Here is a 13742-nt window from a genome sequence, read left to right on the forward strand (position 1 = left end):
TTATTAAATATCAACGGCGCAATTTCTTGCGCCGTTGGTGTTTTTATTCCAAACTTTAATTAAAGATTAGAGGTTCCTTCTGTGTCTTTTTGCCCCATAAACATTAAGTAAGACTTCAAGAAATCGTCGATATTTCCGTTCATCACGCTATCTACATCAGAGGTTTCTTCGCCTGTGCGCACATCTTTCACCAATTTGTATGGGTGCATCACATAATTTCGGATTTGGCTTCCCCACTCAATACTTTTTTTATTGGCTTCGATTTCGTTTCGAGCCTCCATTCTTTTTTCAAGCTCTATTTTATATAATTCAGATTTAAGCATCTGCATCGCACGCTCACGGTTGGCAAGCTGAGAGCGTTCCACTTGGCACACTACCACAATTCCCGTAGGCTTGTGGGTTAATTGCACTTTGGTTTCCACTTTGTTTACATTTTGCCCCCCTGCTCCACCAGAGCGAGAAGTTTGCATTTCCACATCGTTTGGATTGATGTCAATCTCAATGGTATCATCTACAAGCGGATACACATACACCGACACGAAACTTGTGTGACGTTTGGCATTGGAATCAAACGGGGAAATCCTCACCAAACGGTGCACGCCATTTTCTCCTTTTAGGTAGCCGAAGGCATATTCTCCTTCTATTTCGAGCGTTACTGTTTTTACGCCCGCCACATCGCCATCTTGGTAGTTCAGCTCTTTTACTTTGTAGCCGTTTTTTTCTGCCCACATTAGATACATACGCATTAGCATACTTGCCCAGTCACAACTTTCTGTTCCGCCCGCACCTGCAGTGATTTGTAGCACGGCACTCATGTCGTCTCCTTCCTCAGAAAGCATATTTTTAAATTCAATTTTCTCTAATTTTTCAAGTGCCTTGGCATATTGTGCATCGATTTCTTCCTCAGAGCCCTCGCCCAATTCTTTGTAAAATTCATACAAAACCTTCAAGTCATTGGTAGCTTGCTCAATGGCTTGATAATCGTTTACCCAATTCTTTTTAGACTGCAATTGTTTTAAATGATTTTGTGCCGATTTAGGGTCGTCCCAAAACTCGGGCGAAGCGGCTTTTTCCTCGTCATTTAAAATTTCGATTTTCTTTTTCTCTATCTCTAAATAGGTGTGCAGATTTTGCACGCGTTGTTCTAAATCCTGTAAAGTTTCGCTCTGAATCATGGCTGCAAAGATATTATTTTCTCAACGATTTTTAATTGAAAAGTTTTTCATCTAATTCTTGGTGGCATACCATCGATACGCTCCCCCGTTTGCCACTCTACAAACATGAAGAAATTAAACAACTTCCATTCGAAATTTAGCCCATAATTAATCTGTGGATTATAGTCAATATACACTTCGTAAATATTAGGATTGTACACGCGTGGCTGGCTATGGCGTGCATTCCAATTATTGACTAAAACTAAATTTCGCTGTTTTAAATACGATTCGGTAAAGTAATTCTCGGGAAAAGCCTTGGTGGCTAAAAAAGTATCATAACCAGGGTCTAGCACCTCGATGTCATACTCCCCCTCATCGTTGGGTTCTATCTTAAGCTCTTTATGATTTGCTGCGGGTTTTGTTGCACAACTCAAAAGGCAAAAACTAAATAATAAGGATACAAAAAATCTCATACACTGCATTTTATAAGTATGCAATGTATGAGATTTTTTTAAATGTATAAAACGATTGGTCTTATTTTTTATATAAAACTTCTACACCAGGCTGTTCTGTGAGCAATTTTCTACGCACCTCATCTGGGTCGCTATTTTTATTAATTTTCCCAAATCGCTCAGCGACACCAAAGGTTAACCAATATGGCACGATGCCTACTAAAAATGTTAAACACCAAAAACCACACATTGCCATGGTGATAAAGAATAAAAATCCTAAGAACTGTCCCATAATATTATGATTTAGGCGGTAAAAATAAAGATTAAAATTCAGTTTATCAACAAAATTTTAGATTTTTTTATTTAGTAAAAACATTTTAGCTTAGAAGTTTAAGTTTTTTTGCCCAAATGCATAAAAATTCCCTTACTTTGCAATCCGAATGAAGCTAGTTATTTTATCGCGTAGCGAGTACATTTACTCTACGGCAAGACTTTATGAAGAAGCCGAGGAAAGAGGACACGAAGTCGAAATCATCGACCCGCTGAATTGCAAACTTTTAATGCAAAAAAATTCGCCACAGATTTTGGTCGAGGGCGATGACATTGGGCAAGTAGATGCCATTATCCCCAGAATTGGGACAACCTTTACACAATATGGTGCGGCGGTGATTCGCCAATACGAAATGATGAACATTTTCACCACCTTGCACAGCAATGCTCTACTCCGCTCGCGAGATAAACTCCGCAGTATGCAACTTCTTTCTCGCGAAGGGATTGATTTTCCCAAAACGCTACATTTCTCCCCAGAAAACCAGTGGAATGTCGAGCAAATCGTAGACTACATGGGCGGCGCGCCTGTTGTGGTAAAAGTGCTTGAAGGCACACAGGGTTTGGGCGTAATGCTTTTGGACTCTAAAATGTCTGCCGTGAGCACCATAGAGGCTTTGCAAAGTTTGGGGGCTAAATTTGTGGTGCAAGAATTTATTGAGGAGGCAAAAGGCGTGGATCTTCGCGTTTTAGTCATCAACGACCGAGTAGTGGCGTGTATGCGACGCGAGGGAAAATCTGGCGATTTCCGTTCAAACATTCATCGTGGCGGCATGGGGACTCCTGCCCATTTAAGCCCTCAAGAAGAAAAAATTGCACTGAAAGCCTGCAAAACTATGGGGCTACAAGTGGCAGGTGTGGATTTAATCCGCTCGCGCCGAGGCCCTCTCGTATTGGAGGTGAACTCCTCCCCAGGCTTGGAGGGTATTGAGGGGGCAACGGACATCAACATTGCACAAGAAATGATTAAATACACCGAATGGGGCGCCAGCCGAAAATCGCTGAAAATTGATAGAAATAATGGCTAAAAAATTCGTTTTTTAGCTATTTTTCCATTGTTTTTTTAGTTCACGGATTTCATTTTGAAGGCTAAAATCAGTCGTGAAACTAAAAATAGTTAATCCGATATTTTCAATCTTTTGCCCGAGTGTGGCGTAAAAATGTGCCAAATTCGGATTTTTTTCTTTAAGCAAAATGGCTAATCTAAAGCATTCTTTGGCAAATTCTAGATGATTTTGTTCCACTTCGCGAGAGGACAAAAAGCGTTCTTGCATTTCGTGATTTTCAGCAAAAGCTGTTTGAAAATGCTGCAATCTTTCCTGCAAATCTTCAGTACCGAGCAAATCTTTTAATTCCAAATTGTCGTGCGTGAGCAACATTTGTAGCAAATCGATGAGTTTTTTTATCTCATATTCAAAAAAATCTTTGAAAGCCATAAGTTTTTAGTATTAAATTTTAGGTAAAAATACAAACTTATAAATTACAATCCTTATTTTTGTTGGATTAGAAATTAGAATATGCAAACTTTCATTGCCAAAACAGAAAATGATTTACCACAAATTGCGCAGGCAATCGTGGCTGAGCTAAACAAACCTGTGGTTTTGTTTCGTGGCGAAATGGGCGTAGGGAAAACAACGCTCATCACCGCAATGTTGCGCGCTATGCACTCCCAAGATGAGGCGAGCAGCCCTACTTATGCACTGGTGCACGAATACCAAACCTCCAGAGGAGCCGTGTATCACTTTGATTTCTATCGCATCAATTCCGAGGAAGAAGCCTACGATATGGGCTGGGAGGAATACGCTTATTCGGGTGATTTTTGTTTTGTGGAATGGCCAGAAAAAATCGAAAACCTTTTGCCCGAAAACCACCATACCATCAATATTGAAAACCACGACGGCGAACGCCACATAAGCTTTACATAATGGGAAAAATATTCACACCTTTTTCTAAAGAAGATTTAATGCCAAAAGAGGAAATGCTTGCCGTTTCTACTCAAAAGGGCAAATTGCAAATCGGGATTCCTAAAGAATCCCATTTCCAAGAACGCTGCGTAGCACTCACGCCAGATGCCGTGGAAGTTTTAGTCAAAAACGGGCATCACATTTTGGTGGAAACAGGTGCAGGCGAAGGTGCTAATTTCACCGACAATCAATATTCTGAGGCGGGTGCAGAAATTGCTTATGAGAGCAAGAAAGTTTTTGCACAGCCCGTGGTGATTAAAATTATTCCACCTACCGAAAGGGAAATCGGGTTTATGCAAGCTCAAAGCATTTTGATTTCTAGCGTAATGCCCAATACGCTCCAAAAAAGATATTTTGAAAAACTCGCTGCTAAAAAAATCACAGCCATCGGTGCTGAATTTTTGCAAGACGAGCACGGCACTTTCCCTGTAAAACGACTACTTTCTGAAATCACAGGCACCACCGCTGTTTTGCTTGCGGGCGAATTGCTCGCCACACCGAACAACGGCAACGGCACTATGCTTGGTGGAATTGCAGGCGTGAGACCTACCGAAATCGTGATTTTCGGTTCGGGCTCCATTGCGGAATATGCCGCTCGTGCCGCTACGGGATTGGGTGCCAGTGTGCGCATTTTTGATTCTGCAATTACCAATTTAAGACAATTGCAAATTGATTTAAATCAGCGCATTCCCACCAGCACGCTCGACCCGAAAGAAATCCGTAAAGCGCTGATGCGTTGCGATGTCGCCATCGGTGCGATAGAATGCGACAAAAGAACGCCGAGCATCGTCCCAGAAGAATTAGTAAGCCAAATGAAAGCGGGTGCCGTCATCATCGAATCCAACATGGGCAATGGCAGCTGTTTTGACTCCATGGAACTCACCACGCACGAGTCGCCTACTTTCACCAAATACGATGTCGTGCACTACGGCGTGGCAAACATCGCCTCTCGCTACGCACGCACCACGAGCAAGGCTCTGAGTAATTTCTTTATTGAATATTTAATTAAAATTGCCAAAGACGGCGGTTTTGAAAAATTGATTTCGCAACAACGCGGGTTGCAAAGTGCCATTTACTTATTCAAAGGGCGACACACACATCCAGAAATTGCCGAAAGATTTAATTTCCCTTACACCAATTTAAGTTTATTCATTATTTAAAAAAAAGCATTTATGAGCGATTTTCAGCGAAGATTTAAATTTTTTGGAATTGGAATTTTATTGGGCATTTTTGTTGTCATTTTAATGTTTGGGAAAAGAAATTCGTGCCGAAATTATCTTTCTGATTATTTACCCAACGGGCGCGTGTTGAGCGAAGTTTCTTTTTTGCCTAAAGAATACAGCCCACAAGCACAAGAGCAAATGCAAGCACTCGGGATAGATACTGCTTTCTTTAATCAAAAAATATTAAAAAAGGGAATCATTGATTTCGACAGAAGTGCTCCACGCCAAGAGCCTTGTGGTGCATACATTATGAATTATCAAGACAAAGAAAAAAGCGTAGAAATCATATTTAAAAAATGTAAAGACAAAGTGCTGATCGAAAGTTTTAAAAATGAAAAATAACCGAAAATCTCGCCACTTTACCGAATGGAGCATTTCTATCGTGGGGGCGTATCTTTTCATTAAATATTTAATGGTGAAATCATCGGTTTTTGCTTATGATTTTTATTTTTCATTGGCGTTAATTCTCATTGCCATCAGCGCAGATTTAATAATCTTGTATAAAAACAAAACAAAATGATCAAAGGTTTTTCTAAACTAAATAAAGACGAAAAAATTAAATGGCTTACCGAAACTTATTTTACTAATCCAAGCGAAGCGCAAAAAGTTTTAGCCCAGTACCAAAACGATGATGCCTCTTTGCAAAAACTGCACGATGAGTTTTCGGAAAACACGCTCACCAATTATTATTTACCATTTGGCGTGGCTCCCAACTTCATCATCGATGGCGAGGAATACACTATCCCGATGGCTGTGGAGGAAAGTTCGGTAGTGGCGGCAGCGTCTAAGGCGGCTAAATTCTGGGGCGAGCGAGGGGGCTTTAAAACTCAGATTTTGGGCGTAAAAAAATTGGGACATGTCCATTTTATGTTTGAAGGAAACTTTGCGCAATTGCAAGCTTTATTTAATGAAAGTTTGGAAAAACAACTCCGAGAAGATACCGCCAGCATTACCAAAAACATGGAAAAACGCGGTGGCGGAATCCTTTCGCTCGAATTGATTGATAAAACGGCTGATTTGCCTCATTATTATCAATTAAAGGCAAGTTTTAACACCAAAGATTCTATGGGTGCCAATTTCATCAATTCGTGTTTGGAACAGTTTGCACAAACGCTGGAACAATCGGTGCAAAACAGCGATAAATTTTCTGATCAAGAAAAGGATTCTTTGCAAATCGTAATGTCGATTTTGTCCAACTATACGCCTGAATGCATGGTGCGTGCCGAAGTGGAATGCCCCGTGGAGCAAATAGGCGAAAAAGACATTAATGCTACCGAATTTGTAGAAAAATTCAGTCGTGCGGTACGCATTGCCGAGATTGAGCCTTATCGTGCCACCACGCATAACAAGGGCATAATGAATGGTGTAGACGCCGTTGTAATCGCAACGGGAAACGACTTTAGAGCCGTAGAAGCTTGTGCACATGCCTACGCCTCGCACAACGGAAAATACAGCAGCCTAAGCCATTGCGAAGTAAAGGACGGAAAATTCCGTTTTTGGATAGATTTGCCCATTGCCTTGGGCACCGTGGGAGGGCTCACTTCGCTTCACCCTTTGGTAAAATGGGCGTTGGAATTGCTTAAAAAGCCTACCGCCGAGCAATTAATGCGCATTGTAGCCTGCGCGGGATTGGCTCAGAATTTTGCTGCCTTGCGCTCGCTAGTAACGACGGGAATCCAAAAAGGGCATATGAAAATGCATTTGCAAAACATTTTAAACCAATTAGACGCAACGCCAGAGGAACGCGCCGCCATTACCGAGCACTTTAAAGACCAAACGCTTTCGCACAGTGCGGTGGTTGATTTATTTAATAAGATTAGAACTGAAAAATAATAGATTGAAAAAAGGGCACCAAAATTCGGTGCCCTTTTAAAATTATAAAAAATTCTATTTTTGATTGAATTCATACAAAATGCACAAACCTTTTAGCGTATGCAATTTATCGTCTATGTTTATTTTTTGGGTTAAGGGCTGATAAATATGTCCTAAACCACCTGTGGAAATCACAGTTGTATCATCGCCGATACTGGCATTGATTCTATTGATTAAGCCTTCGACCATGGCGACATAGCCATACACCATTCCGCTCTGCATGCAGGTTTCGGTATCTCTCCCCAAAACTGATTTGGGCTCGGTAAGCTCAATATCTGGTAGCTGTGCGGTGTTCCCGACTAGGGCTTTAAGCGATGTAATAACGCCTGGGGCAATGATTACGCCCAGCAACTCGCCCTTCTCATCAATTCCCGTGAGCGTGAGTGCCGTCCCGAAATCTACCACGATTTTCTTACCTTGATACAATTCGTGTGCAGCCACAGCGTTGGCATACAAATCTGTTCCCATTTGATTGGAATGGTGCACCACACGAGAGGGCGTATTCCTATCTACAATGGTGGGCGTAATATTATGAATACGCTCAAGTGCCTTGGCGACCAAACGAGTCTGATGTGGCACAACCGATCCGATTACAATTCCAGAAATATTTTTAGCCTTGATCCCATACATTTTATAGGAACTTTTGATGAGCAAAAATATCTCATCGGTGGTTTTATAGGGCTTGGTATTAATCGTCCACGAGGTATGAATTTCGTGCCCATTTGCAATTCCAAAACGAATGTTGGAATTTCCGATATTTACAGCTAAAAGCATTTTATTTCAATTATTTTGTCCATGTATTATTTGACAAATCTACATCTGCCAAACGGTGCGTAGGGTCGATTTCTACTTTTTGGATTTCTTTTTCGGTAGAGAAATTGTAAGTAGGTTTAGTCCAGCCCCAATCTTTTAACTGCGTGAAGCTTGCATTGGGATAATATTCCTTTTCAAATGGCTTGGCTCCACGCATAGCATTAATCGGAATATAAAATAATTCTTGCGAACCATCTGTATAAGTAACTAAAACATCTAGCGGCATGGCAAAATTTGATTTATTGACTAATTTCACCTCTTTGCCCTCGGCTGCCACGGCGTAATCTATCACGCGAATGGTGTTCACCATCATATTGTCATACCATTTAAGATTGATGCCCGAAATGTCTTCGGCTGTTTTTACAAAATCTTTGTACGATGGGTGATCCAAGTTCCAACGGCGATAAAATTCTTTGAATGTTTTTCTAAGGTTTTCTTCCCCGATGACATAGCCCAATTGCGCTACAAACACTTGTCCTTTGTAATAAGCCGAAATTCCGTAAGCATAATTGGTATCGTAGTAATCTGCCAAAGTGCTAAGCGGCTCTTGCATGCCAGATCGCACCAAATTGTAATAGCCCGCATAGGCATCTTGCGTTACTCCTACTCCGTCTGGGTTTCCTTTATCAAATACTTTTTTGAAAGCTAAAGTTTCGGCATAGCTAGTAAATCCTTCGTCGAACCACTCTTGCTCTGTCTCATTAATTCCAAATAAGTGCTGAAACCAAGAGTGTGCTCCCTCGTGGAAAATTACGCCCACTAAACTTTCCAGCGAACGCTGCCCCGTGATGGCTGTCGCCGCGCCATACTCCATTCCGCCATCGCCTCCTTGAATGATTGTGTAGCTATTCCACGGATATTTTCCAAATCTTTCGTTCATAAAAGAGAAATAACCAGGCATGTATTCTCTGGCTTTTTTCCAGTTTTCTAAATATTTTGGTTCTAAATCTTTGCTATAAAAATAGTAAAGCGTAGGCCCGTCTTTTAATTCTTGTTTTACGATTTGATACGAAGGATCTGCTGCCCACATAAAATCGTGAATGCCTTTGATAGCATAATGCCAAGTTTTGTTTTTCTTAGTCGTAGATTTTAAAACTTGTTTCTCGTTTAACAAAGTTCCCGAAGCTCCCACAATGTACTGGGCAGGCAAAGTAATCTTCACATCAAAATTGGCAAAAGGAGCATAAAACTCTCGCCCGATGTATTCTTGCAAGTTCCAGCCATTTTGGTCGTACATGGCTAATTTTGGATACCACTGCGTCATGGTATAATCAATGCCCTCTTTGGTATCACGCCCACTTCTACGAATGATTTTTGGCACTTGGGCTGTCCATTCTAGATTAAAAGTCTGCGTAGATTTAGGCAAAATCGGATTTTTTAAATTTACCTTTAAAATGGTTCCGTACACTTTAAAATCTAATTTTTTGCCATTTTGCTGTACGCTTTTTATATTCTGAAAGCCGATTTCATTTTCCTTTAATTGAAAAATTCCGCTTACCATTTTAGGGCTATCTTTAGTCCCTATATTGGTGAGCATTCTCCTATCTGGATCGGCAATATTTTCCAAACGATCTGCCATTAAGCTCCCTGGCTGAAACGCATTATAATACAAATGAAAATACACAGCTCGCAGCGTATCGGGTGAATTGTTGATGTACTTCACCTCCATTTTGCCATCGTATTGGTGTTTTTCTGTATTTAGCTTAATGTCCATCTTGTAATCCGCTTTTTGCTGCCACGGCGATTGCGCCCACAACGAAAAGCTCAATAAAACGCATAAAGTTGCATAAATCTTCTTCATATATTTCTTACTAAATTAGGTGCAAAGGTAAAAGAATTTATCAATAGTTGCCGTCGTTTATCTTTAGTTTTGGCTTTAAAATAGCATCTTAGCCTAAATTTAATTTATAATTATACAGCAATCTTGTATAAAAAGATTACTTTTGCCCCGTCAAAATTTAATTATGCAAAATATACGAAATATCGCAATTATTGCACACGTAGACCACGGAAAAACTACGCTGGTAGACAAAATAATGCACCACTGCGCCATTTTTAGAGACAATCAAGAAACAGGCGAACTGATTTTAGACAACAACGACTTGGAACGAGAAAGAGGGATTACCATCGTTTCTAAGAATGTTTCTGTAAACTATAAAGGGACTAAAATCAACATTATAGACACTCCTGGCCACGCCGATTTTGGTGGAGAAGTGGAACGCGTGCTCAACATGGCAGACGGCGTTTTGCTTCTAGTAGACGCCTTTGAAGGACCTATGCCACAGACTCGCTTTGTGTTGCAAAAAGCCATTGATATGAAGCTCAAACCCATCGTGGTGGTAAACAAAGTAGATAAGGAAAACTGCACCCCAGAGGAAGTCCACGAAAAGGTGTTTGACTTAATGTTTGAGCTCGGTGCCGAAGAATGGCAACTTGATTTCCCTACCGTGTATGGTTCGGCAAAACAAAACTGGATGAGCGAGGATTATAAAAAACAAACCAATAATATCGCGCCACTTCTTGATGCAGTAGTAGAGCACATTCCTGCCCCAAAAGTGGACTTGGTGGGCACTCCACAAATGTTGATTACTTCGCTAGATTTCTCAACTTTCACTGGGCGTATCGCCATCGGGCGTTTATCTCGAGGTGTCTTAAAAGAAGGCATGAATGTTACGCTTGTAAAGAGAGATGGCCGCTTGGTTAAAACCAAAATTAAAGAACTACATACTTTCACAGGGCTTGGTCGTGCAAAAGTAGAAGAAGTGCAAGCGGGGGATATCTGTGCCGTGGTAGGGCTTGATGGGTTTGAAATCGGAGACACTATCGCTGATTTTGAAAATCCTGAAGAACTTGAAACCATCGCTATCGATGAGCCTACAATGAGCATGCTTTTCACTATCAACGATTCACCATTCTTCGGGAAAGAAGGAAAATATGTTACCTCTCGCCATATCAAAGAAAGGCTAGAAAGAGAGCTAGAGAAAAACTTAGCAATGCGTGTGGAACAAACCGATTCTGCCGATAAATTCATCGTGTATGGTCGTGGTGTTATGCACCTTTCTGTTTTAATTGAAACCATGAGAAGAGAGGGCTACGAATTACAAATCGGGCAACCACAAGTAATCATCAGAGAAATCGATGGTGTGAAATGCGAGCCTGTGGAAGAGCTCACTATCGACTTGCCAGAAGAAGTTTCGGGGAAAGCCGTAGAATTTGTAACCTTAAGAAAAGGCGAGCTCCTTTCAATGGAAAGCAAAGGAGAAAGAATGATTTGTGAGTTTTTGATTCCGTCTCGTGGCATCATCGGACTTAGAAACCAATTATTAACAGCTACTGCTGGAGAGGCTATTATGGCTCACCGCTTTAAAGAATATCAGCCTATGAAAGGCGATATTCCAGAACGCCAAAATGGCTCATTGATTTCTATGGAAACAGGCGAGGCAATCCCTTATTCTTTAGATAAATTACAAGACAGGGGGACATTCTTTGTAGATCCCGGAGAGAAAATCTATGAGGGACAAGTAATCGGAGAAAATACGCGTGCCGATGATATGGTGGTAAACATTACTAAAACTAAAAAATTGACCAACATTCGTTCGGCAGGGGCTGATGATAAAGCGAAAATCGCTCCAGCTAAAAAATTCTCGCTCGAAGAAGCTTTGGAATATATCCAAAAAGATGAATATGTGGAAGTAACGCCAAATTCATTGAGAATTAGAAAAATACTCCTTACCGAAAGCGACAGAAAAAGAGCAGCAAATCCTGCTTTTAATACTGGAAAATAATTTCGATTTAAAGTTTAATTTTACAGAAGGCTGCCTCAAAATGAGGCAGCTTTTTTAATTTCTACCTCCATAAAAAACAAAGGCAGGTTTTAGCCAAAACCTGCTTATATTTTGCACAAAACCTAGGCAAGTTTTGAGCAAAACTACCGCAGGTTTCAGAAAAAAGAACAGCTTATTTTACAAATAACCCTTATTGATTTTCAACAAAACCCTTAAGGGTTTTTATATTAACCCTTATTGGTTATTACAATAATCCTCAAGGGTTAGCCTCTTAACCCGTAAGGATTAACTATAAAAATTACTTAGAAAAATGCTAAAACTCAAGCAGGAGTTATGCAAAATCTGCGGAAGAAAAATGCAAAAGACAAGTAGAATATTCACATATGTTTGAGTGCTTTACAACATAAATGCCCCAAAAAAATGCTATTAGATTAAACAAAAAAAGATACCCCGATGAAATCCATCGGGGCATCTTATCAAACTAAATAAATAATATGAGACTTAATATCCTTTGGCTTTTTGAGCGGCTTCTAGATTAGGATTTCTATCAATAGCTGTGCGTGGATAAGGCAAGCGCACGAATTTAGGCTCCCAGTGTCTTTTCTGTACAGAGCCTCCGTTGATAGAGAAAAGGTTCTTCATCACTTTAGACGAAATTTCCCAGCGGCGGATATCATCCCATCGGAATCCCTCTCCTGCCAATTCTATACATCTTTCTCTACGAATGATTTCGCGAAGTTCATCCTGATTTTTGCCTTTAGCCACTTCTGGCATTCCTACCCTATCTCTTAATTTATTAATTGCAGCATACACCTCATCAGATGGTCCTCCCACTTCGTTCTGAGCCTCTGCAAAAGTGATTAAGACCTCAGCTAAACGAATTTCTGGAAAGTCTTGAATTCCTGCCTTAACATAAGTAGGGTCGGTAGGGTCTACCATTTTTCTGAAATTATATCCTGTTTTTGAAGTGTTACTTGCAGAGCCTTGGGCTTTCCATTCAAACTTACTGTCTTGCATAGCGGCATACCATGGCGCTTGTGGGAACAAGATAGAGGCGTATAAACGAGTATCGCGGTCTTTGAATTCCTTTAAATACTCATCCCAATTGCCTTGCTCTACGCCTTTTTTAAATCTTGTGGCTCTTTCTTCTATAGTAGGAGAAGTAAATTCATTTCCATTTTTATCCCAATATTGAACGATTAAATTATTGGTTGGGGTGATTGATGCCCAACCGCCATAAACATTGGTAGGTAAAAAGTATCTTCCTATAAAATTCCATTGATCTTTGATGTATTCTATATTGAAGATTACTTCGGAGTTTTCTTTATTCTGCTCCCAAAATAGTTTCTCGTAGCTTCTAAGTCCTTTTAAGAATTTTTCTTTTTCTTCCTCATTGCTAAAGGTCATCAATTTAGAATAATCATCTTTTTTATCATCTGCTGTTAGGTTATTTACTTTGAATAAATTATAAGCTCCCATGTTCATAATCTTCTTAGACGCCTCGGCAGCTTGAGGGTATTCTTTATAAAACAAATGAATTCTGGCTTTGACGGCAAGGGCTGCGGCTTTTCCTATACGGCTTTTCACGATTGGGTACTCTGGCAGGTCTGCCAAACTTTCCTCAATTTCTGAAACGATGAATTTCTTTAAATCTTCTTCGGAGGTTGGTGCTACTTTAGCCTCTTCTGCCTTAGTAATATAATGCTTAAACAAAGGCATTGGTCCAAATTTTTTGATCATTTCATAATACCACCAAGCTCTTAAGACACGCACCTCTGCGATATTTGCCTTTTTAGTTTGTGCATCCATACTTGCCTTGTCTACATTATCCAAGAAATAGTTAAATCTTCGTAGCCCTTGGAAGTTGTAGCCATCGTTCATTCCATCGTTGAAGTTTCCTGAGGCTATATTTGTAGCGTTGCTCTCCCACGGGTACTGGCAATATACGATGTCTGCATAGCCATCTTTATAGGCTCCATATACATCTTGAGGTAGCCTCCCGTAGCACCCCATGAGTGCTCTGGCTACATCGTCTGAGCTGTTCCAGAAAATCTCGCTCGACATTTGACGGTCTTGCTCTATATCTGTATTACACGCAGTAAATAACATTGCTGCGGCTAGTCCTATAATTATTCTTTTTATTTTCATTTTT

At 40.4% G+C, this 13742-nt stretch carries 14 protein-coding genes; 7 read left to right on the forward strand and 7 right to left on the reverse strand.

Going from position 1 to position 13742, the window contains the following annotated elements; all coding sequences use genetic code 11:
• Positions 1-59: 59 nt before the first annotated feature.
• From prfB to ORNRH_RS04010, 3 genes are all read right to left on the reverse strand, one after another.
• The gene (gene prfB / locus ORNRH_RS04000) at positions 60-1175 is read right to left on the reverse strand and encodes a peptide chain release factor 2 (RefSeq protein ID WP_014790626.1); all 1116 of its coding nucleotides are present in this window, start codon (positions 1173-1175) and stop codon (positions 60-62) included.
• Positions 1176-1222: 47 nt separating this feature from the next.
• Positions 1223-1627, reverse strand: coding sequence for a DUF6146 family protein (locus ORNRH_RS04005; protein WP_036601276.1), 405 nt, complete (start codon positions 1625-1627; stop codon positions 1223-1225).
• A 61-nt stretch (positions 1628-1688) separates the two neighbouring features.
• Positions 1689-1898, reverse strand: a complete 210-nt coding sequence (locus ORNRH_RS04010; protein WP_014790628.1) for a hypothetical protein — start codon at positions 1896-1898, stop codon at positions 1689-1691.
• A 148-nt stretch (positions 1899-2046) separates the two neighbouring features.
• On the opposite strand from ORNRH_RS04010, the gene rimK reads away from it, so the two are divergent.
• Positions 2047-2961 (forward strand): 30S ribosomal protein S6--L-glutamate ligase, encoded by a 915-nt coding sequence (rimK, locus tag ORNRH_RS04015; protein ID WP_014790629.1) that lies wholly within the window; start codon positions 2047-2049, stop codon positions 2959-2961.
• Between the two features lie 12 nt (positions 2962-2973).
• Here the strand turns inward: rimK and ORNRH_RS04020 are convergent, their stop codons facing one another.
• The gene (locus tag ORNRH_RS04020; protein WP_014790630.1) at positions 2974-3369 is read right to left on the reverse strand and encodes a hypothetical protein; all 396 of its coding nucleotides are present in this window, start codon (positions 3367-3369) and stop codon (positions 2974-2976) included.
• 81 nt (positions 3370-3450) lie between these two features.
• Between ORNRH_RS04020 and tsaE the strand changes: the two genes are divergently transcribed.
• From tsaE to ORNRH_RS04045, 5 genes are read left to right on the forward strand one after another with little or no spacing between them, the layout of a single operon-like run.
• Positions 3451-3858, forward strand: a complete 408-nt coding sequence (tsaE, locus tag ORNRH_RS04025) for a tRNA (adenosine(37)-N6)-threonylcarbamoyltransferase complex ATPase subunit type 1 TsaE (RefSeq protein WP_014790631.1) — start codon at positions 3451-3453, stop codon at positions 3856-3858.
• On the forward strand, positions 3858-5057 hold the full coding sequence (locus ORNRH_RS04030) for an alanine dehydrogenase (RefSeq protein ID WP_014790632.1): 1200 nt from the start codon (positions 3858-3860) through the stop codon (positions 5055-5057). The genes tsaE and ORNRH_RS04030 overlap by 1 nt, the downstream gene beginning before the upstream one ends.
• 12 nt (positions 5058-5069) lie before the next feature.
• On the forward strand, positions 5070-5462 hold the full coding sequence (locus ORNRH_RS04035) for a DUF4258 domain-containing protein (RefSeq protein ID WP_014790633.1): 393 nt from the start codon (positions 5070-5072) through the stop codon (positions 5460-5462).
• On the forward strand, positions 5452-5640 hold the full coding sequence (locus tag ORNRH_RS04040) for a hypothetical protein (protein WP_014790634.1): 189 nt from the start codon (positions 5452-5454) through the stop codon (positions 5638-5640). Before ORNRH_RS04035 ends, ORNRH_RS04040 begins: the two co-directional genes overlap by 11 nt.
• On the forward strand, positions 5637-6953 hold the full coding sequence (locus ORNRH_RS04045; RefSeq protein ID WP_014790635.1) for a hydroxymethylglutaryl-CoA reductase, degradative: 1317 nt from the start codon (positions 5637-5639) through the stop codon (positions 6951-6953). The genes ORNRH_RS04040 and ORNRH_RS04045 overlap by 4 nt, the downstream gene beginning before the upstream one ends.
• 54 nt (positions 6954-7007) lie before the next feature.
• On the opposite strand, the gene ORNRH_RS04050 is transcribed toward ORNRH_RS04045, so the two are convergent.
• Positions 7008-7766, reverse strand: coding sequence for a type III pantothenate kinase (locus ORNRH_RS04050; protein ID WP_014790636.1), 759 nt, complete (start codon positions 7764-7766; stop codon positions 7008-7010).
• A gap of 10 nt (positions 7767-7776) precedes the next feature.
• Entirely contained in the window at positions 7777-9606 is a 1830-nt protein-coding gene (locus ORNRH_RS04055; RefSeq protein ID WP_014790637.1) for a M1 family metallopeptidase, read from the reverse strand.
• A gap of 163 nt (positions 9607-9769) precedes the next feature.
• Between ORNRH_RS04055 and typA the strand changes: the two genes are divergently transcribed.
• Positions 9770-11590 carry a translational GTPase TypA gene (typA, locus tag ORNRH_RS04060; protein WP_014790638.1) on the forward strand — a complete coding sequence of 607 codons (1821 nt, stop codon included), beginning with the start codon at positions 9770-9772 and terminating at the stop codon, positions 11588-11590.
• 501 nt (positions 11591-12091) lie between these two features.
• Here typA and ORNRH_RS04065 read toward each other — a convergent pair.
• Positions 12092-13738, reverse strand: coding sequence for a RagB/SusD family nutrient uptake outer membrane protein (locus ORNRH_RS04065; RefSeq protein ID WP_014790639.1), 1647 nt, complete (start codon positions 13736-13738; stop codon positions 12092-12094).
• Positions 13739-13742 lie beyond the last annotated feature (4 nt).

Origin of the sequence: Ornithobacterium rhinotracheale DSM 15997 (assembly GCF_000265465.1) — a bacterium.
Taxonomy (GTDB): domain Bacteria; phylum Bacteroidota; class Bacteroidia; order Flavobacteriales; family Weeksellaceae; genus Ornithobacterium; species Ornithobacterium rhinotracheale.